Annotated in this window: 24 protein-coding genes and 2 pseudogenes; 11 read left to right on the top strand and 15 right to left on the bottom strand. The window is 73.0% G+C overall.

The window, feature by feature from the left end:
* Window positions 1-5 precede the first annotated feature (5 nt).
* Together ABZ564_RS28040 and ABZ564_RS28035 are read right to left on the bottom strand one after the other, a co-directional pair.
* Window positions 6-611: a class F sortase gene (locus ABZ564_RS28040; RefSeq protein WP_360861759.1), complete on the bottom strand. Its 606-nt coding sequence runs from the start codon at window positions 609-611 to the stop codon at window positions 6-8.
* A 49-nt stretch (window positions 612-660) separates the two neighbouring features.
* Complete coding sequence (locus ABZ564_RS28035) at window positions 661-1,329, bottom strand: hypothetical protein (RefSeq protein WP_360861757.1); 669 nt, start codon at window positions 1,327-1,329, stop codon at window positions 661-663.
* 131 nt (window positions 1,330-1,460) lie between these two features.
* Between ABZ564_RS28035 and ABZ564_RS28030 the strand changes: the two are divergent.
* A pseudogene (locus ABZ564_RS28030) lies at window positions 1,461-1,747 on the top strand (isocitrate lyase/phosphoenolpyruvate mutase family protein); the annotation flags it as partial.
* Here the strand turns inward: ABZ564_RS28030 and ABZ564_RS28025 are convergent.
* From ABZ564_RS28025 to ABZ564_RS27995, 7 genes are all read right to left on the bottom strand, one after another.
* A complete protein-coding gene (locus ABZ564_RS28025) occupies window positions 1,709-2,305 on the bottom strand; it encodes a hypothetical protein (RefSeq protein WP_360861755.1) in 597 nt (198 codons plus the stop codon). The pseudogene ABZ564_RS28030 and the gene ABZ564_RS28025 sit on opposite strands and share 39 nt — an antisense overlap.
* Before the next feature lie 14 nt (window positions 2,306-2,319).
* Window positions 2,320-3,483 (bottom strand): ROK family glucokinase, encoded by a 1,164-nt coding sequence (locus ABZ564_RS28020; RefSeq protein WP_360861753.1) that lies wholly within the window; start codon window positions 3,481-3,483, stop codon window positions 2,320-2,322.
* A 119-nt stretch (window positions 3,484-3,602) separates the two neighbouring features.
* The gene (locus ABZ564_RS28015) at window positions 3,603-4,466 is read right to left on the bottom strand and encodes an ATP-binding cassette domain-containing protein (protein ID WP_360861751.1); all 864 of its coding nucleotides are present in this window, start codon (window positions 4,464-4,466) and stop codon (window positions 3,603-3,605) included.
* Window positions 4,463-5,509, bottom strand: coding sequence for an ABC transporter permease (locus ABZ564_RS28010; protein ID WP_360861749.1), 1,047 nt, complete (start codon window positions 5,507-5,509; stop codon window positions 4,463-4,465). The genes ABZ564_RS28015 and ABZ564_RS28010 overlap by 4 nt, the downstream gene beginning before the upstream one ends.
* The gene (locus ABZ564_RS28005) at window positions 5,506-6,489 is read right to left on the bottom strand and encodes a sugar ABC transporter substrate-binding protein (protein WP_360861747.1); all 984 of its coding nucleotides are present in this window, start codon (window positions 6,487-6,489) and stop codon (window positions 5,506-5,508) included. The genes ABZ564_RS28010 and ABZ564_RS28005 overlap by 4 nt, the downstream gene beginning before the upstream one ends.
* A gap of 168 nt (window positions 6,490-6,657) precedes the next feature.
* Window positions 6,658-7,833, bottom strand: a complete 1,176-nt coding sequence (locus ABZ564_RS28000) for a cytochrome P450 (protein ID WP_360861745.1) — start codon at window positions 7,831-7,833, stop codon at window positions 6,658-6,660.
* Between the two features lie 160 nt (window positions 7,834-7,993).
* Window positions 7,994-8,923, bottom strand: a complete 930-nt coding sequence (locus tag ABZ564_RS27995; RefSeq protein ID WP_360861743.1) for a DMT family transporter — start codon at window positions 8,921-8,923, stop codon at window positions 7,994-7,996.
* A gap of 154 nt (window positions 8,924-9,077) precedes the next feature.
* Between ABZ564_RS27995 and ABZ564_RS27990 the strand changes: the two genes are divergently transcribed.
* The 5 genes from ABZ564_RS27990 (at window position 9,078) to ABZ564_RS27970 (ending at window position 12,637) form a co-directional block, all read left to right on the top strand.
* Complete coding sequence (locus ABZ564_RS27990; RefSeq protein WP_360861741.1) at window positions 9,078-9,701, top strand: TetR/AcrR family transcriptional regulator; 624 nt, start codon at window positions 9,078-9,080, stop codon at window positions 9,699-9,701.
* A gap of 126 nt (window positions 9,702-9,827) precedes the next feature.
* A complete protein-coding gene (locus ABZ564_RS27985) occupies window positions 9,828-10,262 on the top strand; it encodes a hypothetical protein (RefSeq protein WP_360861739.1) in 435 nt (144 codons plus the stop codon).
* Between the two features lie 29 nt (window positions 10,263-10,291).
* Entirely contained in the window at window positions 10,292-10,876 is a 585-nt protein-coding gene (locus tag ABZ564_RS27980) for a TIGR03086 family metal-binding protein (protein WP_360861737.1), read from the top strand.
* A 98-nt stretch (window positions 10,877-10,974) separates the two neighbouring features.
* Window positions 10,975-11,721, top strand: coding sequence for an SDR family oxidoreductase (locus tag ABZ564_RS27975; protein ID WP_360861735.1), 747 nt, complete (start codon window positions 10,975-10,977; stop codon window positions 11,719-11,721).
* An 85-nt stretch (window positions 11,722-11,806) separates the two neighbouring features.
* Window positions 11,807-12,637, top strand: coding sequence for an aldo/keto reductase (locus ABZ564_RS27970; RefSeq protein ID WP_360861732.1), 831 nt, complete (start codon window positions 11,807-11,809; stop codon window positions 12,635-12,637).
* Window positions 12,638-12,658: 21 nt separating this feature from the next.
* Here ABZ564_RS27970 and alc read toward each other — a convergent pair whose 3' ends face one another.
* Window positions 12,659-13,774: an allantoicase gene (alc, locus tag ABZ564_RS27965; protein WP_360861731.1), complete on the bottom strand. Its 1,116-nt coding sequence runs from the start codon at window positions 13,772-13,774 to the stop codon at window positions 12,659-12,661.
* Window positions 13,771-15,120, bottom strand: coding sequence for an allantoinase AllB (allB, locus tag ABZ564_RS27960; RefSeq protein ID WP_360861729.1), 1,350 nt, complete (start codon window positions 15,118-15,120; stop codon window positions 13,771-13,773). The genes alc and allB overlap by 4 nt, the downstream gene beginning before the upstream one ends.
* A gap of 313 nt (window positions 15,121-15,433) precedes the next feature.
* On the opposite strand from allB, the gene ABZ564_RS27955 reads away from it, so the two are divergent.
* The gene (locus ABZ564_RS27955; RefSeq protein ID WP_360861727.1) at window positions 15,434-16,234 is read left to right on the top strand and encodes an IclR family transcriptional regulator; all 801 of its coding nucleotides are present in this window, start codon (window positions 15,434-15,436) and stop codon (window positions 16,232-16,234) included.
* 51 nt (window positions 16,235-16,285) lie between these two features.
* Here ABZ564_RS27955 and ABZ564_RS27950 read toward each other — a convergent pair whose 3' ends face one another.
* Window positions 16,286-16,966 (bottom strand): ABC transporter ATP-binding protein, encoded by a 681-nt coding sequence (locus ABZ564_RS27950; RefSeq protein WP_360861725.1) that lies wholly within the window; start codon window positions 16,964-16,966, stop codon window positions 16,286-16,288.
* Window positions 16,963-18,036 (bottom strand): ABC transporter permease, encoded by a 1,074-nt coding sequence (locus tag ABZ564_RS27945; RefSeq protein ID WP_360861723.1) that lies wholly within the window; start codon window positions 18,034-18,036, stop codon window positions 16,963-16,965. The genes ABZ564_RS27950 and ABZ564_RS27945 overlap by 4 nt, the downstream gene beginning before the upstream one ends.
* 109 nt (window positions 18,037-18,145) lie before the next feature.
* Here ABZ564_RS27945 and ABZ564_RS27940 point away from each other — a divergent pair, with 109 nt between their 5' ends.
* Both ABZ564_RS27940 and ABZ564_RS27935 read left to right on the top strand, forming a co-directional pair.
* Complete coding sequence (locus tag ABZ564_RS27940; protein WP_360861721.1) at window positions 18,146-19,348, top strand: sensor histidine kinase; 1,203 nt, start codon at window positions 18,146-18,148, stop codon at window positions 19,346-19,348.
* Window positions 19,345-19,977 (top strand): response regulator transcription factor, encoded by a 633-nt coding sequence (locus ABZ564_RS27935; RefSeq protein ID WP_360861719.1) that lies wholly within the window; start codon window positions 19,345-19,347, stop codon window positions 19,975-19,977. The genes ABZ564_RS27940 and ABZ564_RS27935 overlap by 4 nt, the downstream gene beginning before the upstream one ends.
* Before the next feature lie 32 nt (window positions 19,978-20,009).
* On the opposite strand, the gene ABZ564_RS27930 is transcribed toward ABZ564_RS27935, so the two are convergent.
* Window positions 20,010-20,324 carry a DUF5955 family protein gene (locus tag ABZ564_RS27930; protein WP_360861718.1) on the bottom strand — a complete coding sequence of 105 codons (315 nt, stop codon included), beginning with the start codon at window positions 20,322-20,324 and terminating at the stop codon, window positions 20,010-20,012.
* Between the two features lie 339 nt (window positions 20,325-20,663).
* Here ABZ564_RS27930 and ABZ564_RS27925 point away from each other — a divergent pair.
* Both ABZ564_RS27925 and ABZ564_RS27920 read left to right on the top strand, forming a co-directional pair.
* Window positions 20,664-20,876, top strand: a pseudogene (locus ABZ564_RS27925) (IS200/IS605 family accessory protein TnpB-related protein); the annotation flags it as partial.
* 45 nt (window positions 20,877-20,921) lie between these two features.
* A complete protein-coding gene (locus ABZ564_RS27920) occupies window positions 20,922-21,536 on the top strand; it encodes a hypothetical protein (protein WP_360861716.1) in 615 nt (204 codons plus the stop codon).
* Here ABZ564_RS27920 and ABZ564_RS27915 read toward each other — a convergent pair.
* A partial coding sequence (locus ABZ564_RS27915; protein ID WP_360861714.1) for an IS5 family transposase occupies window positions 21,484-22,302 on the bottom strand: 819 nt, incomplete at its 5' end. The genes ABZ564_RS27920 and ABZ564_RS27915 overlap by 53 nt on opposite strands.

Below are 22,302 nucleotides of genomic sequence, written 5' to 3'. Positions count from 1 at the left end.
GGCCGTCAGGCCTTCCGGCTCTTCAGTGACGTGAGGTGGGCGAAGACGACGACGTTGGCGGAGTAGCCGTCCTTCTTGTCGAAACGCCCGCCGCACGTCATCAGCCGGAGTTCCGGACGGCCGGTGCCGCCGTACACCTTGTCGTCGGGGAACTCGTCCTTCGTGTACGTCTCGACCGCGTCGACCGTGAAGACCGCGGTCTGCCGGTCGGCCCGGGTGACCTTCACCGTGTCGCCCCGGCGCAGGGCGTTCAGGTTGAGGAAGACCGCCGGTCCGGTCGCCGTGTCGCGGTGGCCGACGATCAGGGAGGTCCCCATCTCGCCGGGCGAGGGCCCGTCGCGGTACCAGCCCACTTCTCTGGGTCTGCTCATCGGCGGGGCCCCGAGGTGCCTCTTCTCGTCGAGCCCGAGACCGGTGACCGGCGCCTCGACGAAGATGGCGGGCACCGCGACCTTCACCGGACGCGACGGGGACAGGGGTGCGTGCGAGGCCGACCGGCCGCCGCCGCCCGCGGCGTCGTTGCCGTGGGCGGCGGCGACCGGATCGTCGGACGGGTCACAACCCGCCCGGACGATGCCGGTCACCAGCAAGGAGGTCACGCCCAGCGTCATCGTGAGACGACACGCCCGGCTCGGGCCCCGTCGGCGTCTTCCGCGCGGGTTACGCCTCGTTGCGGGCACGGCGGCGTGCGGCTCGGCGGACCATGATCAGCCCGGCGGCCCCGAGGGCGCCGGCCGCGATCGCGGCGGTGGTCCCGACGTTCGAGTCGCTCTCGGAGCCGACGCTCTCCATGTCCGGAACGCCCCCGCCGCCCGCGGGCACCCCGCCGGACGGCTGCTCGTAGGCCGCCGCGGAGCCCGAAGCGGCCGAGCCGCGCTCGCTGTTGCCGGTGGTGCCGTTGTTGGCGGCCGGCTTGGAGCAGTCGACCTTGAAGGCCTTGTTCTTCGGGCCTGCGGGGGCGATCCACACCAGCTGGTACGTGCCTTCGGGGAGCAGGTACTCCGGGCTGCGCGCCGAGCCGTTCACCAGGGGCAGGGTGCTGCTCAGGGTGTCCCCCGGGGGAATGGTCGGGGGCTGCGCGGTGATGGTCCACGGGACGGACCGCATGTCGCCGAAGTTGCCGGCCTGGAGGACGAACTTGCAGACCGCGCCGGCGCTGCTGCCGGGTGCCGCCCATCCGCCCGGGCGGATGTCGATGTCGCCGCTGTCGCCGGGGGCGGCGTGGACGGCGGACGCCCCGGCCAGCGTCGCGCCGGCGGCGAGGACCGCGGTGGCCGCGACGGTTCCCGCGCGGGCGCTGCGGGAACGGACGGAAGCGGAAATGCGCATGCTGAACTCCTTCGAGCCAGGGTGATTGTCATACTGATCAACCGATCGACCCAAGAGATGCCATGAGCCGCGGGACAAATGACGCGTAACACTCTGAAAAGTGTGACAAGTACCCTGAGTAGCCGATAACGGCCCGGCCGGGGATCGCCGCCCTGACCGCCGCCCTCGCCACCCCGCTGAACGTGCTGTACAGCCCGGCCGGGCCCGGCCTCGCCGAACTGGGCGCCCTGGGAGTGCGCCGGGTCGGCCTGGGCTCGCTGCTCTACCGGGAGGCGCCGGCCGGGGCCGTGCCACCGCCGCCGCGCTCAGGGACGGCAGGCCCGCGCGCAGGGGGGCGCTGTCGTACGGCGGCATGCAGGCGCCGGCGCCGGGCGACAGGTCAGGGGGTCGCGGCGGAGACGACGTAGACGACGGGTGACATCGGGTCCGTCATGTCGACGGTGATGTCCTGCGTGGGGCGCGGGTCCTTGTTGGTGTGGGTGGTGCCCGCCCAGGAGACACCGTCGCCGAAGTGCCAGCCGGCGATCTTCGTGTCGCGTGCGCCGATGGTGACCCTGCCGGGCTCCAGGGCGGCGCGGCCGGTGCCGATGCCGGTCAGGAAGCTGTCCAGGCCGTTGGACGTCGTGCGGAACTGCACGTACATCCGGCTGGCCTTCCAGTTGTTCGTCTCGTAGTACTGCACGTCGGTCGCGTAGCCGGGGATCGGGACCTCGAAGATCCGGCGCAGCATCCGCGACGGCCAGCCGGGCCGCAGTCCCTGCGCGGCGGCCTCGGCCGCCTTGTCCTGGCCGGAGCGGCGGCTCTGGCCCGCCGAGATCAGCAGGTAGCCGGCCGGGACGCCGATGAGCAGCACGATGATCGTCGCCGTGATCAGGCGCCGGCGGATCAGACGCCGGCGGCTCTCGCGCTGCTGACCGTCGTCCCCCTCCGGCGACGGGGACTGGCGCGGCACGACGGGGTTCTCGGCTGCGGTCATGGGTGTGGGGGTCCCTAGGAAGTGCGGGTGCTGCGGTTGCTGCGGAGGGTGCTCGCCGCCTGGTCGTAGATCTGCGCGTACCGCTCGTACCGCTCGACGCGGCGGCGGTTCGTGCGGCGGAAGCGGCGGGCGACCAGCCGGGCGAGGTCCGCCGCGCCGACCATACCGGCCTCCGGGCCGAGCTGCGCCTTGGCGATCCGGGCCTCGGGGCGGTAGCCGCGGCCGGTGAGCTGGCGCTTGAAGGCGTCCCGGGCCGGGCCGATGAGGAGGTCGTCGGCGGCGCTGACGCCGCCGCCGATGACGAAGCAGGAGGGGTCGAGCGCGGCGGCCAGATTGGCGATGCCGACGCCCAGCCACTGGCCGATGTCCTGGAGGAGTTCGACGCACATCGCGTCGCCCTCCCGGGCCAGTTCGGTGATGAGCGGTCCGGTGATGTCGGGGATGTTGCCCTTGACCCGCTCGATGATCTGGTGGGCCACCGGGGATTCGGCGGCGGCCAGCTCGCGGGCCTCGCGGACGAGGGCGTTGCCCGAGCTGTACTGCTCCCAGCAGCCGCGGTTGCCGCACGGGCAGCGGTGGCCGCCGGGCACGACCTGCATGTGGCCGAACTCACCCGCGACGCCGTACTTGCCGCGCTTGACCTGGCCGTCCTCCAGGATGGCCCCGCCGATGCCGGTGCCGAGCGTGATCATGACGAGGTGGTCCTCGCCGCGCCCCGCGCCGAAGCGCCACTCGGCCCAGGCTGCGGTGTTGGCGTCGTTGTCCACCATGACCGGGACGACGAGCCGGGAGGCGAGGGCGTCGCGCAGGGGCTCGTCGCGCCAGGCCAGGTGCGGGGCGAAGAGCACCTTGGAGCGGTCCGCGTCGACCCAGCCGGCCGCGCCGATGCCCACGGCGTGTACGTCGTGCCGGTCGGAGAGGTCGAGGACCAGCTCGACGATGGTGTCCTCGACGACCTTGGGGCTCTTGGACTTGTCCGGGGTCTCGGTGCGCACGGTCTCCAGGATCGTGCCGTCGGCGTCGACGACGCCGGCCATGACCTTGGTCCCGCCGATGTCGATGCCGACGGTGGGGACCCGGGGCGCCGTGAGGTGGGAGCGCCTCTCCCGGGTGCCCACGGTCCGCAGGACGGTCGCGCGGGCGGAGCCGCGGTGTGCGAAGTCGCGGTACGTGCTCATCGTCCCTGCGTGGGTTGGGGTGACCGGGGGGTGCTCCCGGTGGCGGACGGCGCCCGTCCGTCCCGATTCTGCCATTGCCCGGGGGGCGGGGCCGTCGGACGGGGCGGCGGGCGACGTGCTTACGGGGTGCTGCCGGCGGCGGGTCCGGGGGTCGCGCCGCCCGGTCCGGAGGCGCGCTCCAGCTCGTGGCTCAGCTCCTCCAGCTCGCTGCCGCCCGCCATCTGGCGGGTCAGTTCGTCCAGTGTGACGCTCTCCTTGGTGTGGCTGCCGGCCATGGCGCCCCGCTTCAGCAGGACGAACCGGTCACCGACGAGATACGCGTGGTGCGGGTTGTGCGTGATGAGGACCACGCCGAGTCCCGCGTCCCGGGCGGCCGCGATGTACTTCAGGACCACGCCGGACTGCTTGACGCCCAGCGCGGCCGTCGGCTCGTCCAGGACCAGCACCTTCGCGCCGAAGTGGACGGCGCGCGCGATGGCCACGCACTGCCGCTCGCCGCCGGACAGGGTGCCGATGGGCTGGTCCACGTCGCGCAGGTCGATGCCCATGCGCAGCAGCGCCGAGCGGGTCGTCTCGCGCATCAGTTTCACGTCGAGGCGCTTGAAGGGGCCGGCGCCGGTCGTCGGCTCGGATCCCAGGAAGAAGTTGCGCCAGACCGGCATCAGCGGGACGACGGCCAGGTCCTGGTAGACGGTGGCGATGCCCCGGTCCAGGGCGTCGCGCGGGTTGGCGAGGGTGGTCTCCTCGCCGTCCACGAGGAACCGTCCGGCGTCGTGCCGGTGCAGCCCCGCGATGATCTTGATGAGGGTGGACTTGCCGGCGCCGTTGTCGCCGAGCACACAGGAGATCTCGCCCGCGTGCACCTCCAGCGAGACGCCTTCCAGGGCCTTGATGTTGCCGTAGTACTTGGCCACGTCGTCGAGCTCGACGAGGGCCTGCCGGCCGGTGTCCTGCGGCCCGTCCGGCGCCTTGGGGGCCGTCATTTCGTCGCCTCCGCGCGCTTGCGCACCCATGCGTTGAGCAGGGTGGCCAGGAGCAGCATCGCTCCCAGGAAGAACTTGAACCAGTCGGGGTTCCACTCCGCGTACACGATGCCCTTGCTGGTCATGCCGAAGATGAAGGCACCGACCGCCGAGCCGATGGCGGAGCCGTAGCCGCCGGTGATCAGGCAGCCGCCGATGACGGCCGCGATGATGTAGATCAGTTCGTTGCCGACGCCCTCGCCGGACTGCACGACGTCGTAGCTGAACAGCAGGTGCTGCCCGGAGACCCAGGCGGCGAAGGCGACGCCGAGGTAGAGCCCGATCTTCGTGCGGACGACCGGCACGCCGACCGCGCGGGCCGCGTCCGTTCCGCCGCCGACCGCGAAGATCCAGTTGCCGAAGCGGGTGCGGAGCAGGATCCAGGTGGCGACGGCCACCAGGACGGCCCACCACAGGAGCGTCACCTTGAGTTCGACGCCGCCCACGGTCCAGTACGAGGCGAAGACCTTGCGGGCGGAGGGGAAGCCCTCCATGTTGCCGATGGTCTTCGTCGAGACGGTCCCGCTGATCAGCTTGGTGAAGCCCAGGTTCAGGCCGGTCAGCATCAGGAACGTGCCGAGCGTGATGATGAAGCTGGGCAGTTTCGTACGGGTCAGCATGAAGCCGTTGAACGCACCGATGGCGAGCGTGACCAGCAAGGACACGAAGACGCCGACCCAGACGTTGGCGGTCATCTGGTAGCTGAACATCGAGGAGATCAGCGCGGAGCTGGTGACCATCACGCCGGCGGAGAGGTCGAACTCGCCGCCGATCATCAGCAGCGCGACCGGCGCCGCCATGATCCCGATGGTGGAGGCCGCGTACAGCACGGTCCCGAAGCTGGTGGCGCGCAGGAAGCTGTCGGCGACGACCGCGAAGAAGAGGAAGACGGCCAGCGCGCCGACGACCGAGCCCAGCTCCGGGCGGCCGAGCAGTTTCCGCAGCGGCGAGGTGCGCAGCAGCCGCTCGTCGACGACGGCGGACGATCCGGGGCCGGCGCTCATCGGGTGCCCCGGTCCGCGTACTCGGCGAGCTGGGCGGCGTCGTCGGAGGTGATGATCTGCGGGCCGGTCAGGACCGGGCGGCCGCCGCCGAGCACGTTGCGGTTGTAGCGGTAGAGCCAGAGCAGGTCGACGGCCTCGTAACCCTGGAGGTAGGGCTGCTGGTCGACGGCGAAGCCGAGGGTCTTGGCCTGGAGCGACGCTGCGACCTTGGCGTTCAGGTCGAAGGTGTCGATCTCGGCCTTGCTGCCGGCGGTCTGCTTCGCCTTGACGGCGGCGTCCGCGAAGGGCGCGCCGAGGGTGACGACCGCGTCGATGTCCTTGTCGGACTGGAGCTTGGCCTCGATGGACGCCTGGACGTCGGGCATGTTGGTGCCCTCCACGTACAGGTTCTGCATCTGGCCGTCGAAGGTCTTCTTCGCCCCGCCGCAGCGCTGCTCGTGGCCCACGTTGCCCTGCTCGTGCAGGATGCACAGGGCCTTCTTGCGGCCGCGCTTGTTCAGCTCCTCGCCGACGGCCTCGCCGGCGATGGACTCGTCCTGGCCGATGTGGGTGAGCGCGCCGTACGCCTTGGACTCGGCGGAGCCGGAGTTCACCGTGATCACGGGAATGCCGGCGCGGACGGCCTTGGCGACGACGTCCTTCATGGCGTCGGGCTTGGCGAGCGTGACGATCAGCCCGTCGACCTTCTTGTCGATGGCCGCCTGCACGAGCTGGGCCTGCTGCTGGCCCTCGTCGTTGTGCGAGTACAGGAAGTTGATGTTGTCCTTCGTGGCCGCCGTCTTGGCGCCCTTCTGGACGATGTCCCAGAAGGTGTCTCCGTCGCCCGAGTGGGTGACCATGGCGAAGGTCCAGCGGGGCGTGTTCACCGCGGCCCGGCCTTCGGCCGCGGCCTTGGCCGCACGCTCCTCCGCCCGCTTGCCGCCGGTGCTGCTGCATCCCATGAGGGACACCCCCAGCACGGCCGCAAGTACGGCGCCCATCGCACGTACCCCTGTCCGAACCCTTGCCACGACGCCGTGCCCTTCTTGTGCTGCTCGCTGTGCTGCCGGTGGAGCCGGGGCCCTGTGGACCCGGCCCGGCTGGGCAAGTATCCCCGAGCCCGCGCCGCCGGGACCCGGAGGGGCACGAAGAGGGTGGCGGCGCGTCGCTCACCAGCGTACGGGCAGGCGGCGCACCCCGCGGATCAGGGTGCCGGGCAGCCAGTCGAACGAGGCGGCGTCCGGGTCGGCCTCCAGGCCGGGGCAGCGCTCCAGCAGCGCACGGATCGCGATGCGGCCCTCCATGCGGGCGAGCGGCGCGCCCAGGCAGAAGTGGACGCCGTGTCCGAAGGCGAGGTGGCCGCGGGCGTCGCGGCGGATGTCGAAGCGGTCGGGCTCGGGGTAGCGGGCCGGGTCGCGGTCGGAGCCGGCGAGCGAGACCAGGACCGCTTCACCCGTCCCGATGGTCCGGGAGCCGATCACGACCGGTTCCCGGGCGAACCGGATGGTGGCCGTCTCGACGGGTCCGTCGTAGCGCAGCATCTCCTCGACGGCCCCGTCGAGCAGGGAGAGGTCGGCGCGGAGCGCGGCGAGCTGGTCCGGGTGGTCGAGGAGGGCGCGGACACCGTTGGAGATGAGGTTGACCGTCGTCTCGTGGCCGGCGACGAGCAGCAGGAAGGCCATGCCCACCAGCTCGTCGGGCGCCAGCGCGTCGTCGTCCTCGTGGCGGGCGGCGATCAACGCGCTGAGCAGGTCGTCGCCGGGTGAGCGGCGCTTGTCCTCGATCAGCTCCGCGAGGTAGGCGCCCATGGCGCGGACCGCCTCGCCCTCCTCCACCGCGTCCGCCGGGGCGACGACGCCGTTGGACAGCTTGCGGAAGGCGGACCGGTCCAGGTCGGGGACGCCGAGCAGCTCGCAGATGACGGTCATGGGGAGCGGGAAGGCGAGTGCGTCCACGAGGTCGGCGCGGCCTTCCGGGACCATCCCGTCGAGGAGTTCACCGGTGATCTCCTGGACCCGGGGGCGCAGCGCCTCGATCCGGCGCGGGGTGAACTCCCGGGCGACCAGCTTGCGCAGCCGGGTGTGGTCGGGGGCGTCCATCACCAGCATGTTGGCGTTGATCGGGCCGCCGCCGGTCTCCCCGGGCAGCGACCGCCAGTCCTTGCCGAAGCGCTGGTCGGCCAGGACGGCCCGGCCCTCGTCGTAACCGACGACGAGCCAGATCCGGTCGAACTCGTCGGTGCGGACGAGGTGCACGGGCCCGGCCGCCCGCATCCGCTCGTAGGAGGGATACGGATTCGCGGTGAAGTCGGCCAACCCGCTGAGATCCACCTCGACTTCGGACATGGGCCCACCCTCCCGGTCGCAGCGCCCCGCACTCGGGGCCGGCCCGGTCAGCGTATGCCGGGAGGCCCGCCGGGGACGAGTGGTTCAGGGCGGGCTCGATCCGTTCTCGTCGCCGGGCGGACCGGCGTCGTGCGTGAGCGGGGTTCCAGGAGTGAGCCGGTCAGGGCGTGGCCCGGTCCGCGCCGCGCCGGCCCCAGGCGGTTCCGGCCAGCACCAGCACGGCGCCCGCCGCCCCGGCGAGGCCCAGGCGTTCGCCGCCGATCGCGATGCCGACGGCGGCGGCCCACAGCGGTTCCGTACCGAGCAGCAGGCTGACCCGCGACGGGGAGGTGCGGCGTACGGACCACATCTGCACGAAGAACCCGAAGAGCGTGCAGAACACCGACAGGAAGAGCAGCCCTCCCCATTCCCGGGCCCCGAATCCGGCGGCGGCCGTCCAGGGGGCCGCGCCCGTCCCCGGCGCGGCGGCCAGCAGGGCGAAGACGGCGAGGCAGCTGCCGAGCTGCACGGTCGTCAGGGACAGCGAGTCCGCGGACTGCACGGATCTGATGCGGGCCATGAGCAGGACGTGCAGGGTCCGGGCGAGGGCGGCGGCCAGCATGAGCAGGTCGCCCGCCGAGGGGCTGGTGAATCCGCCGCCCTGGGTCAGCAGCACCACGCCGGCGACGGAGAGCCCGGCGGCGGAGAGGAAGGTCCCGGTCGGCCGGGTCCGGGTGACGGCGGCCTCGGCGAGCGGGGTGAAGATCATGGTGAGGCTGATGATGAGCCCGGCGTTGGTCGCCGAGGTGTGCACGATGCCGTACGTCTCCACCAGGAAGATCCCGCTGAGCACGAGGCCGAGCAGCCCGGCGCCCCGCCACTGGGCTGCGTTCAGCGCGCGCAGTCGGCGGTGGCCCGCGATCAGCAGGACGGGCAGGACGACGGCGAACCGCAGCACGAGGACGGCGGCCACGGTCTGCGGGGTGGTGATGCCCTTGGCGGCCAGGTAGCTGGAGCCCCACACCACCGCGACCAGCAGGACGGGCAGATCGGTGAGCCAGGCCCGGCGCGGCGGCGCGAGGACGGGGACGGGGACGGCGGCGGAGGACACCTGGACTCCTGCTCTCTCCACAGGGACGACGTGGAGACGGCACCGACTCGCACTGGGGAACGATCACGCTACCGGGTGCCCTCCTAGAATGACGAGCCCCCCGGACGCGCCCCACGCGGGCCGCCCGCACCTCATCGGAGCACGGAGTCACCGGATGGCCGGAACACGCCAGGACGGCAGGGTCGAGCGCGGCAACCGCACCCGGCAGCTGGTCCTCGCCCGGGCGGCCGCGGTCGCCTCGGTGGAGGGGCTCGAAGGGCTGTCGCTGGGCCGGCTGGCCACGGATCTCCGGCTGAGCAAGAGCGGGGTGTTCGCGCTCTTCGGCTCCAAGGAGGAGCTTCAGCTGGCGACCGTGCGGGCCGCCGCCGCGGTCCACGACGAGCATGTGGTGGTCCCCACGCGTGAGACGCCCGCCGGGCTGGGCCGGGTGCGCCGGATGTGCGAGTCCTGGATCGCCTACTCGCGGGACCGGGTCTTCCCAGGCGGCTGCTTCTTCTACGCGGCGCTCGCGGAGTTCGACGCCAGGGAGGGCGCGGTGCACGACGCGCTGCTGGCGGCGCAGGCGAGCTGGTTCGCGTTCGTGGAGGCGCGGATCGTGGAGGCGCGGACGCTGGGCGAGATCCGGGACGACTGCGACGCGGCCCAGCTGGCCTTCGAGATCATCGCGTTCCTTGAGCTGGCGAACGGCGACTCCGTGCTGCGCGGCAGCGCCGAGAGCTATACGCGGGCGTGGCGCGCGATCCTGGGGCGGCTCCGGGCGGTGGCGGTGGACGCGTAACACGCGTGGGAGCGGGTGCGGCCCGGCCAAACTAATAGCACGATCGTTCGTCTACTTGTAGGGTCATGGGCATCCACCGCGGGGACCCGCGGTGGACGGCCCCCGTGTGCCAGGAGGAGATCGACCGTGCCGCAGATTCTCTGGAGCACCCGGTGGCAACCGGGCCCCGCCGCCCGGGCCGTGGAGCCCGGCGCCGAGGTCGTCGTCGGGGTCACCGAGTTCGTCACGCACCGCCCGTGGCGCACGTTCTCCGTCGGCACGGCGGGCATGCGGCTGCGCCGCACCTGGCCCCGGACGCCGGGCGCGGTCGGCATGTGGCTCTGGGTGGACGTGGGCCCCCGGATGGACCGGTCCGGTTCGATCACCGTCTGGACGGCCGAGGAGCACCTGATGGGGTTCGTCGCCCGCCCCGACCACCGTGAGATCGTCCGCGCCCACCGGGACGGGGGCGCCCTGCGCTCAGCGACCTGGACGGCCCCGTTCACCAGCCGCTCGGCGGTGTACGACTCCGCGTGGCGGCTGGTGTCCGGGGCGGCGCCGTGGCCCGTGGACACGCCCTGACCCGCATTCCGCTGACGAAGGGACCACCCATGGACATCATCGAACTGGACCACGTCGCGGCGCTGGAATCCGTGCGCCTCGTCGGCCGCGCGAATCCCGGCGACTGGGACCGCCCCACCCCCTGCGACGCCTGGACGCTGCTCCGCCTGGTGGAGCACATGGGCGCCCAGCACCTCGGCTTCGCCGCCGCCGCACGGGGCGAGGGGGCGGACGCCGCCGCCTGGGCGCCCCGGGGGGCCGGGAACGATCCGGCGGCCTGGTACCGGGGGACGGCCCGGGCCGTGCTCGACGCGTTCGCGCGGCCGGGGGCGGCCGAGCGGCGGTTCGCACTGCCGGAGATCAGTGCGGGGACGACGTTCCCCGGGGTGGCCGCGATGGGGTTCCACTTCATCGACTGCGTCGTGCACTCCTGGGACGTGGCCGCGTCGCTCGGGCTGCCCCTCGCGCTGCCGGACGAGGTGGTGGCGGCCGCCCTGCCCCTGGCCCTGCGCGTCCCGGGCGGGGCGGCGCGCGAGCGCCCCGACGCCGCCTTCCGGCCCGCCCTGCCGGTGGCGGACGGCGGCCCGCTCGCCCGCGTACTGGCGGCGCTCGGCCGCTCGCCGGACTGGCGCTGACCGGCACCGGATTCGGCGTCCGTTTCCCGCCGGTCTCCGGGGCGCCGAACGACTTTCCTGGTTCCTGTCAGCACGACCGGCAACGGACAGGAATCGCGATGAACAGCATCCTCCCCACCCCCCGCACCGCGCTCGTCACCGGCGGCAGCCGGGGCATCGGCGCCGCGACCGCCCTGCGACTCGCCCGGGACGGAGTCGATGTGGCGCTGACCTACGTACGGGACGAGCGCGCCGCTAAGGAGGTCGTCGCCGCGATCGGGGCGACCGGTCGCCGGGCGGTCGCGCTGCGCGCCGACTCGGCCGACCCGGAGGCCGCCGCCTCGGCGGTGCACCGGGCGGCGGAGGAACTCGGCAGGCTCGACATCCTGGTGAACAACGCGGGGATCGGTGTCCTCGGCCCCATCGGCACGCTCACGCCCTCCGATGTGGACCGGGTCCTCGCCGTGAACGTCCGGGCGGTGTTCCTCGCCTGCCGGGCGGCGGCGGAGGTGATGGAGAACGGCGGCCGCATCATCTCCCTCGGTACGGCCCTGAGCCGGCACGCGGGCGGACCCGGCGGGACGCTCTACGCGATGAGCAAGTCCGCGCTCTCCGGGCTGACCAAGCCGCTGGCCCGCGAGCTGGGCCCGCGCGGCATCACGGTCAACCTGGTCCAGGCGGGCGCCGTGGACACCGACATGAATCCCGCCGACGGCCCGTTCGCCGAGGGGCAGCGCGCGGCCAACGCGCTGGACCGGTTCGGCACGGCGGAGGAGGTCGCCGCGCTGATCTCGTACCTCGCCGGCACGGAGGCCGCGTTCGTCACCGGCGCCGAACTGGTCGTGGACGGCGGCCACGCCGCCTGACGTCGCCCTGCCGCCGCTCCCCGCCCCGCCTACGCTGGGCGGGGCGGCAAGGCCCGCGACGGCAGGACGACGAGAAGGGACGATCATGTCCGGTATCCCGGTGCACACCCTGAACGACGGCCGTACGATCCCGGCGGTCGGGCTCGGCACCTATCCGCTGGACGACGACGCGGCGGAGAAGGCCGTCGCCGGGGCCCTGGGCCTCGGCTACCGGCTCGTGGACACCGCGCTGAACTACGGCAACGAGACCGGTACGGGGCGCGGCATCGCCCGCAGCGGGGTGGAGCGCGAAGAGGTCTTCGTCACGACGAAGGTGCCCGGCCGGCACCACGGTTACGAGAAGACGCTGGCCTCGTTCGAGGAGTCCCGGAACAATCTCGGCCTGGACTACGTGGACCTCTGTCTCATCCACTGGCCGCTGCCCAAGGTGGGTCTGTACGTGGACACCTGGCGGGCGCTCATCAAGCTGCGCGAGGACGGTCTCGTGCGGTCGGTCGGGGTGTCCAACTTCACCGCCGAGCACCTGGCGCGGCTGGAGGACGAGACGGGCGTGGTGCCCGCCGTCAACCAGATCGAGCTGCATCCTCGGCTGCCGCAGGAGGAGTTGCGGGCGGTGCACGCGGCGAAGGGGATCGTCACGCAGAGCTGGAGCCCGCTGGGGCGCGGCCGTGGCCTGCTGGCCGACCCGGAGGTGGTGGCGGTCGCCGAGGCGCACGGCGTCACCCCGGGTCAGGCCGTGCTGCGGTGGCACACCCAGCTCGGGGCCGTACCGATCCCGAAGTCGGCCGATCCGGGGCGGCAGCGGGAGAACCTGGACCTGTTCGGCTTCGAGCTGACGCCCGAGGAACTGGGGCGGATCTCGGACGGGCGGCGGGAGCGGTTCGGCGGGGACCCCGAGGAGCACGAGGAGTTCTGACGCTCCCGGGGTCCCGGCGCGTCAGCCGCCGAGCTCGGCGTGGCGGGCGGTCAGCCGGGCCGCGCCGCGTTCGGTGAGCGAGCCGAAGAGGCGCAGCCGTGAGATGCCGCCGTCCGGGAAGATGTCGAGCCGGACCTGGTGGGCCCGTACGGCCTCCGGCAGGACGAAGCGGTGGTCGGTGTCGGGCTGCAGCCGGGTCCTCGGCAGCAGTTCGGTCCACGCGCCGGTCTCCGCGTCACGGGCGGTGAGTTCCGCCCAGCCGGCCGCGTTGCCCTTCAGGTACGCGGTGTCGATCTCGACGGCGCGGATGTCCGCCTCCTCGACGAGGTGGTAGTGGATCCAGTCGTTGCCCCGGTCGCGGCGGCGGCGGGTCTCCCAGCCGTCGTCCATTGTGCGGGAACGGCCGGGCTGGATGGTGTGGGTGGCCGGGGAGTAGAAGCGGTCGGAGGCGTCCTCGACCCGGCCGCCGTTCTCCAGGGCGACGACGTCGAAGGTGCCGAGCGCGGTCAGCCAGGCGGGGTCGGGGGCGACTTCGCCGTAGACCCTCAGGCGGGCGATGCCGCCGTCCGGATGCTGGTTGAGCCGCAGGTGCGTGAAGCGGTGCTCCACGTCGACGGCGAACCCGTTGGCCGCATGGCCGCCGACGGCGGTACGGGGGACGAGGGTCGTCCACTTCACGTCCGGCGCGAGCAGTTCCTCCGGGGAGGGCGAGCCGGGCATCGAGACGGCCTCGACGGAGACGGCCTGCGGGTGGTTGCCGCGGAAGTGGGCGGTGTCGACGACCAGGCCGCGCACGATGCCGGGGGCGCCGAGGCGGATCAGCGCCCAGTCGTGGTCCTCGTCCGCCGGGTGGGGCCGCGAGGCGCTCGCACCGCGCCGGCGGCGGGTCTCCCAGCCGTCCATGATCTTGCCCTTGTGGCCGAAGCGCTCCGGGTCGAAGTGGGCGGGCTCCGGCTTGAGCAGGTTCTCGCGCTCCGCGAAGAACTCGTCGTTGGCGGCGATGACGCCCGCGCCGAGGCGCCGGTCGGCGAGGTCGACGAGGTGGGTGAAGGGGTGGCCGGCGGTGCGGTAGTCGGCGTACGGGTCGCCGCCGCCGTACGGGTTCGCGTCGCCGGTGAAGTGCGCTGTCGCCGTCATGCTCGGGGGTCCCTTGTCTGGAGGCGGCCGGTGGGTTCGGTGAGGACGCCGTCGGCGGCGATCCGTACGCCGCGCAGCCAGGTGGACCGCACCACGCCGTGCAGGGTGCGGCCGGCGTACGCGGTGACCTGGTTGCGGTGGAAGAGCTCGGCCGGGTCGACGGTGAAGGTGGCGTCGGGCGCCAGGACCGCGAAGTCGGCGTCGCGGCCCGCCTCGATGGCGCCCTTGTGGTGCAGTCCGGCCAGGGCGGCGGGGGCGGCCGACATCCAGCGGGCCACGTCGTCGAGGGTGTGGCCGCGCCGGCGGGCCTCGGTCCAGATGGCGGGCAGGCCGAGCTGGAGGGAGGAGATGCCGCCCCAGGCGGAGGCGAAGTCCGGGGTCTTGAGGTCGGTGGTGCAGGGCGAGTGGTCGGAGACGATGCAGTCGATGGTGCCGTCGGCGAGCCCCTGCCACAGCGCGTCCTGGTTGGCGGCCTCCCGGATCGGCGGGCAGCACTTGAACTCGGTCGCCCCGTCGGGGACCTCCTCGGCGGTGAGGGTGAGGAAGTGCGGGCAGGTCTCGACGGTGAGCCGGACGCCCTCGCGCCGGGCGGCGGCGATCAGCGGCAGGGCGTCGCCGGAGGACAGGTGCAGGACGTGGACGCGGGCGTTCAGCCGCCGGGCGTGGGCGATCAGGCCCGCGACGGCGGTGTTCTCGGCGTCGCGCGGCCGGGACGCGAGGAAGTCCGCGTAGGCGGGGCCGCCCTGCTGCGGCGCGGACGCCAGGTGGCGGGGGTCCTCGGCGTGCACGATGAGCAGCCCGCCGAAGCCCGCGACCTCGGCCATCGACCGGGCCAGCTGCTCCTGGTCCAGTTCGGGGAACTCCTCGACGCCGGAGGGCGACAGGAAGCACTTGAAGCCGAAGACCCCGGCCTCGTGGAGCGGACGCAGGTCCTTGACGTTGGTGGGGATCGCGCCGCCCCAGAAGCCGGTGTCGACGTGCACCTCGGGCTCGGCGACCGCCTGTTTGATCCGCAGGTTCCCGACCGTGGTGGTGGGCGGCAGCGAGTTGAGGGGCATGTCGAGGAGCGTGGTGATGCCGCCGGCCGCCGCCGCGCGGGTGGCGGTCCAGAAGCCCTCCCACTCGGTGCGGCCCGGGTCGTTCACATGGACGTGCGTGTCCACGAGGCCGGGCAGCAGGACGTCGTCCCCGAAGTCCTCGACGCGGGCACCGGCCGGGGCCTCGGTGTCGTACGGCAGAACGGCGTCGATGGTCCCGCCGGTGACGGCGACCGCCGCGGGACGGGTCCCCTCGGGGGTGACGACGCGCGTCGAGCGCAGTAGCAGCTTCACGTCCGGACCGGACACCGGTGCTCCTCACTTCGCACTTTCAACGAACTGTTGAAGGAGTCTTCACTCGGGAGCGCGACCCGTCAAGACCCCTCCCCCTCGCCCCGCGCACTCCCGGACCCCACTGGATGTTTCCACAAAGTAAAAGCCAGATTTCGCAGTGCGGAATGTAGGGTGGGCCAGGAGTCGCGTGGCAGGGGCCCCGCGCGGCCTGCGGACTCCCGGACAGACGGGCGCTGACCGGCCAGGACGGCCCCCGTCGACTGTGGGCCGATCGAAAAGCGCCCGGTAGGCTGCTGCCTTGCTCCTCCGCTTCGAAAGGACCGTTGACGTGCCGCCGTCACACGCCAGCACTTCCGACTCCAAGCCCGCCGGTTCCAGCGGCGGTGTGCAGTCCCTCGAGCGCGCCTTCGACCTGCTGGAGCGGATGGCCGACGCGGGGGGCGAGGTCGGCCTGAGCGAGCTCTCCGCGAGCAGCGGACTGCCCCTGCCGACGATCCACCGCCTGATGCGCACGCTGGTCCTGTGCGGGTACGTACGTCAGCAGCCCAACCGGCGTTACGCGCTCGGCCCCCGTCTGATCCGCCTCGGCGAGTCCGCTGCACGGCTGCTCGGCACCTGGGCCCGCCCGTATCTGGCCCGGCTGGTCGAGGAGACGGGCGAGACGGCCAACATGGCGCTGCTCGACGGCGACGAGATCGTGTACGTGGCGCAGGTGCCGTCCAAGCACTCGATGCGCATGTTCACGGAGGTCGGCCGCCGCGTGCTGCCGCACTCCACGGGCGTCGGCAAGGCACTGCTCGCGCACACCCCTCCGGACGAGGTGCGCGCACTGCTCGCCCGCACCGGGATGCCCGCCGCCACCGAGAAGACGATCACCACCCCGGACGGCTTCCTGGAGGCGCTGGACCAGGTGCGCCGGGTGGGCTACGCGGTGGACGACAACGAGCAGGAGATAGGGGTCCGGTGCCTGGCGGTCTCGGTGCCCAACTCCCCCACGTCCGCCGCGATCTCGATCTCCGGCCCGGCGGGCCGGGTCACCGAGGCGGCCACCGAGCGCATCGTGCCGATCCTCCAGCAGGCGGCCAAGGAGCTGTCGGACGCGCTGGCGAGCAGCGGCGCGGCGGGCTGACCGGCGTTGAGGCGGGCCCGGACCTCCGAGAGGCCCGGGCCCGCCCCCGTTTCAGGCGAGCGCCGGGGCCGTGAGCCGCCCGTCCAGCATGGTGACCGTGCGGTCCACGCGGTCCAGGTGGGCGCGGTCGTGCGTGACCAGGACCGTCGCCGTGGACCGCTGCCGGGTCAGCGTCACCAGCAGGTCCAGGACGGCCGCTCCGCGCTCGTGGTCCAGGGCGCTGGTCGGCTCGTCCACGAGCAGCAGGGCCGGGTCGTTCATCAGGGCCCGGGCGATGTTGATCCGCTGGCGCTGCCCGCCGGACAGCTGGTGGGGCCTGCGGCCGGCCTGCCCGGCAAGACCGACCGCGTCGAGCAGATCGAGCGCGCGGGCCCGGGCGGCACCGGCCCGGCCGCCCGAGAGATGCGTCATGACCTGGAGCTGTTCGACGGCGGTCAGCGACGGGAGCAGGTTGGGCTGCTGGAAGACGATGCCGACGCGCTCCCGCCGCAGCGCCGCCTTCTCCGCGCGCCCCAGCCCCGTGGTGTCCGTCCCGGCGACGACGACCGCCCCGCCGTCCGGGGCGACCAGGGTCGCCGCCACCGCGAGAAGGCTGGACTTGCCGGAGCCGGACGGGCCGACGACGGCGGTGAGGGTGCCCGCGGGCACGTCGAGCGCGACGCGGTCCAGCGCGGTGAGCCGCCCGTCGCCGTCCGGGTAGGTGAGGGTGACATCGGTGAGCGTGAGGGTCATCGGGCACTCCCGAGCGCGGTAAGCGGGTCGACGGCGGTGATCCGCCGGATGGACAGGGCGGCCCCGGCCGCGCCGAGGGCGATCATCACAGCGGCCGGGACGAGGACCGTCGCCGCGTCGAGGACGAACGGCACGGCCCCTCCGGCGACCAGGGCGCCGATGCCGGAGGCGAGGGCGGTGCCCAGGCCCGTACCGACGGCGAGCATCACGACGGCCTGCCCGAGCGCGTCCCGGAGCAGATACGGGGTGGAGGCGCCCAGCGCCTTGAGCACGGCGACGTCACCGCTGCGCTGGATCGTCCAGACGGTGAAGAACGCGCCGATGACGAGGGCGGAGATGGCGAAGAGGAAGCCGCGCATCAGCTGGAGGGAGCCGTTCTCGGCCTGGTAGGAGCCGATGGCGGTCAGCGAGTCGTCCAGCGAGAGCGTGCGGGTGCCGGCCGCCCGGTCACCGGCGGCGAGATCGGCGGCGGAGGTGGTGGCCAGGGTGATCACGGTGGCGCGCCCGTCCCCGCTCCCGGACCGCCGCCAGTCGGCGAGGTCGGTCCAGACGACCGGGGTGTGGCTGTACGAGGCGTCACCCGCGACGGCGGCCACGGTGGCCTCCCGGCCGCCGAGGGTCAGCCGGTCGCCGGGGCGTACGCCCAGCTCGTCGGCGCCCCCGCGCGAGAGCACCACCTCGCCCGGGCCGACCCGGGCGGGCGCCAGGCCGCTGCCGGGCTCGACGCCGAACGCGGAGACGGCGGCGGTGCGCTTCCCCGTACCGGCGGTGGCGTTCAGGGTGCGGATGCCGAGCGGGTGCGCGGACTCCACGCCGGGCCGCCCGACCCAGGCGCGTACGGCGTCCTCACCGACGGCCGAGTCGGTGAAGGACACCGACCGGCCGTCCGGCGGGGCGGCGAACGCGAGGTGGTCGGCGTTCAGCCCGGTGACGGCCGAGGTGTTCTCCCGGGCCAGCCCGGCGGTCAGGCCGGACAGCAGGCCCACGAGCAGCGTGATCAGCACGATCACCGTGCCCATGAGCGCGAACCGGCCCTTGGCGAACCGTAGGTCTCTCCATGCGACGAACATGGATCCAGCGTCGTTTCCGCCTGTCCCGGAAACATCGCCCCCGGGCTGGTGACGACATCAACCTTTCGATTGACCGGCCCCGGACGGCCCGCGCCTACGCTGGAACATCATGGAGACGCGTGTCCATCCCCCGGTCGCCGCCGCGCTGCGGCTGTGTCTGCACGGGCTGATGCTCGGCCTGCTGGCGCTCACCGCCGTCAAGGCGTTCACCGCCGGTGTCCAGCACCCCGGCGCCGTGACGGCGGTCGCCGGGGTGCTGGCGGCGGTGTACGTGGCGGGCGCGGTGGCGCGGTCCGTGCAGCCGGGGACCCGGGCGGGCGCCGGGTGGCTGGCGGTGCTCGGGGTCCTGTGGGCGGCGCTGCTGGTGCTGTCGCCGGACGCGCTGTGGGTGGCCTTCCCGCTCTACTTCCTCCAGCTGCATCTGCTGCCGACGCGCTGGGGCCTGCCCGCCGTGGTGGTGACGGCGGCCGCCGCCATCGCGAGCTTCCTGCTGCACGGGCAGGCGGTCACGCCCGGCACGTTCATCGGTCCGCTGCTCGGCGCGGCCGTCGCCGTCGCCACGGTCCTCGGTTACGAGGCGCTGTTCCGGGAGAGCGAGCGGCGTCGCGAGCTCATCGAGGAGCTGGTCGCGACCCGTGCGGAGCTGGCCGAGGCGGAGCGCGCCGCAGGCACGCTGGCCGAGCGGGAGCGGCTGGCCCGGGAGATCCACGACACCCTCGCCCAGGGCCTGTCCTCCATCCAGCTGCTGCTGCGCGCCGCCGAACGGGCGCTGCCCGAGGACGCCCCGGCCGCCGCCCATGTGCACCGGGCGCGCGAGGCGGCGCAGGACAATCTCGCCGAGGCGCGCCGCTTCGTCCGCGCGCTGACCCCGCCCGACCTGGCGAACGGCTCCCTGACGGCCGCCCTGGAACGGCTGTCGGCCCGCTCCACGACGCCCGCGCTCGCCGTGCGGTTCGCGGTCAGCGGCACACCGGTCGAGCTGCCGACGCCGTACGAGGTGGCGTTGCTGCGGACCGCCCAGTCGGCGCTGTCCAACACCGTGCGGCACGCCGGGGCGGGGCGGGCGGAGATCACGCTGAGCTTCATGGACACCTCGGTGTCGCTGGACGTGGTGGACGACGGACGCGGCTTCGCGCAGGACGTTCCGGCGGCCGGTGCCACGGAGTCCGGCGGCTTCGGGCTGCCCGCGATGCGCTCCCGGGCCCGGTCGCTCGGCGGCACCCTGAGCGTCGAGTCGGCGCCCGGCCAGGGCACCGCCGTCGCGCTGACGCTGCCGCTTCCGGTGGGCCGGGCCGGGCGGGAGGCGGCATGAGTGGGCCCGTCCGGCTGCTGCTCGCCGACGACCATCCGGTGGTACGGGCGGGGCTGCGGGCCGTCCTGGACACCGAGCCGGACTTCCGGGTCGTCGCGGAGGCCGCCACCGCCGAGGAGGCGGTCGCCCGGACGGCCGGCGGCGGGGTGGACGTCGTGCTGATGGACCTCCAGTTCGGCGCCGGGATGCACGGCTCGCAGGCGACCGCCGCGATCACGGCGGCGCCGGACGCGCCCCGGGTGCTGATCCTGACGACCTACGACAGCGACGCGGACATCCTGGCGGCGGTCGAGGCGGGGGCGGCGGGCTATCTGCTGAAGGACGCGCCGCCCGAGGAGCTGGCGGCCGCGGTCCGTACGGCGGCGGCCGGGCGTTCTGCGCTGGCCCCGGCCGTCGCGCACCGGCTGATGGACCGGATGCGCACCCCGGCCCAGGCGCTCACCAAGCGCGAGCTGGAAGTACTGCAACTCGTCGGCGAGGGGCTGTCGAACGCGGAGATCAGCAAGCGGCTGTTCCTCAGTCAGGCGACCGTGAAGTCCCACCTGGTGCACATCTACGCGAAGCTCGGCGTCGACTCGCGCACGGCGGCCGTGGCGGCGGCGACGGCCCGCAGGCTGATCCGCCGCTGAGACCGCCGAAGGCGCCCGGCTCCCCCGCCCCGTCAGCGCCGTGGCGGCTCGCCGAAGAGGTCGACGGCGACCCGTACGTCCCGCAACGCCGACGCCAGCGCACTGACCGAGCCGATCGCCCCCGCGATCAGCAGCAGCGAGCGGCGCAGCCGGGGGATCTCGGGCGCCCCGCTGAGCGCCATCGCGTCCAGCGCGGCGAGCTCGTCCTCGGCGATGGCGCGGTCGGGGAACTGTCTGGGGTGCCCGGCCAGGGCCCGCCGGAGCCTGGAGACCGCGGTACGCAGCTCCGCCACCCTGGGGTCCTCACCGCTGCCGGTCACCTGCTCCTGCCCGACACTCTCCAACAAAGCTCCCCCTCGCACGTCCTTGTGCCAGTGTCGTTCCGACGGTCCCGGGACCATGGTCAAGTGTCCGGGGATGCGGGCAAGTTAACGCCATAAAAGGTGCTGGGCGCCACTCCGCGTGCGTAACACGCCCCGCAGAGGTACGAGGCGGTGGGCGGGAGGAGCCGCCGTAGGGTTCTGAACTGCTGTGGGCTGAGTGCGCATGAGTGAGCTGTGGTGCTTGGGAGTGAGTGGTGGGGGTGTGGGGGAATGCAGGTTCTGGGATCGAATGGGTGACCTTGTGGGGGTGTTGCTCGTTGTTGCGGGTGGTGCGGCGTGCCGGTCGTGGGCGGGGGTGTGGTGGTGGGCGGTGTGCGGGCGGTGGCGGCGTCGTTCGTGGTGGCTGGGCCGTCCGGGGTGGCGGTGCGGGGCCGTCTCAAGCACCTCACCGACCAGGACGAGCGGGTGTTGCGGGCCGTGGGCGCGTATCAGGGTGGGCTGGCGTCGCGGGATCTGAAGGCCCGGTGTGCGGACGGTCTGGGACACAGTGCTGAGTCGTGGGCTGTGCGTAAGAAGCCGTATCTCAACCGAACATGATCGTTGAGTTCTGCCTGGTCAGGCATGGTTTCGTTCGGGGGAGGAAGTGATCCCGCGTCTTGTTTCCGTCTGATCGTCGAGGGGTGCGCGATGACGTCGATGCTGGGGTTGCTGGAAGCGCGGGAGGCTTGTGCTCGTGAGCGGGTGGAGGTGCTGCGGGAGGAGGCGGCGCGTGCGACGGCGGCGCTGGAGGCCGGCGAGGTCGAGCTGGACCGCCGGGTGATCGCTCGCGAGGAGCTCGTCGAGGCACTGGCCGCGTCCGCCGCCGAGAGCACGGCCGTGACGGAAACCGAGGGCGGGCGGGAGACGGCGCCCGCCGTGCTGCCCGGGTCGGTGTCCGCGCCGGTTCCGGGTGTGATCGTGCCGCACTGGCGGGAGGAGCTGCCGGTGTCGGTGCTCTCGCTCGATAATCAGCGGATCGTGAACGTGCTGCAGGACCGGCCGGGTGGCGAGGCGATGCGGGCCAAGGACATCGCAGCGGCCCTTGGCCTGGACACGTCGGTGCCGGCGAAGGTCGAAGGGGTGCGTTCGAAGGCGAAACGCCTGGGCGAGCGCGGGTGGTTGCTCCAGGAGCCCTCGGGGATGTTCAGTGCCGGGCGGCGGCTCGTGGCCGCGCCAGCCGCCGGCTCATCCGCGTGATCATCGACCAGCGGATCATTGCCTCGCTGGTGGCCGTCAGGGTCTCGTAGTCCCTGGCCAGACGCCTGGAATGCATCAGCCAGCTCAGCGTCCTCTCCACCACCCAACGCCTCGGCAACACCACGAACCCCGCCGTGTCGTCGGTGCGTTTCACGATCTCGAAGGTGAGCGCGAGCCTGTCACGGCACCATTCGATCAGGCCGCCGGTGTAGCCGCCGTCGGCCCAGACCAGGGTGATCTCCCGGTGCAGCATCCGCAGCCGGGCCAGCAACCCGGTGGCCGCCTCGCGGTCCCCTACGTTCGCGGCGGTCACCGCGACGACCAGGAGCAGGCCGAGACAGTCCGTGATCACGTGGCGCTTGCGCCCGTTGATGGCCTTACCGCCGTCGTAACCGCGTGAGGCGGCCGGCACCGTCGCGGCGCCCTTCACCGACTGCGCGTCGATGATCCCCGCGCTCGGCTCCGCCTGACGGCCCTCCCGCACCCGGACCTGCCCGCGCAGCCGGTCGTGGAACTCCGTGACCAACTCCTCCCGGCGCCAGCGGCGGAAGAAAGCGTAGACCCGGGCCCAGTGCGGAAAGTCCACCGGCATCGCCCGCCACGAGATACCACCCGCCACCAGGTATCGGACCGCGTCCAGCATCTGACGGTGGCAGTAGCTCTCCGGGCGCCCGCCCTTCTTCTCCAGCCAGGCCGGAGTGGGCAGCAGCGGCCGCACCGCCGCCCATTCCGCGTCCGACATGTCCGACGGGTAGCGCGGCGCCCG

Origin of the sequence: Streptomyces sp. NPDC019224, assembly GCF_040632605.1 — a bacterium.
GTDB lineage: Bacteria > Actinomycetota > Actinomycetes > Streptomycetales > Streptomycetaceae > Streptomyces.
Note: the sequence above shows the minus strand (reverse complement) of the source record. Positions and strands in the feature narration are given on the sequence as shown.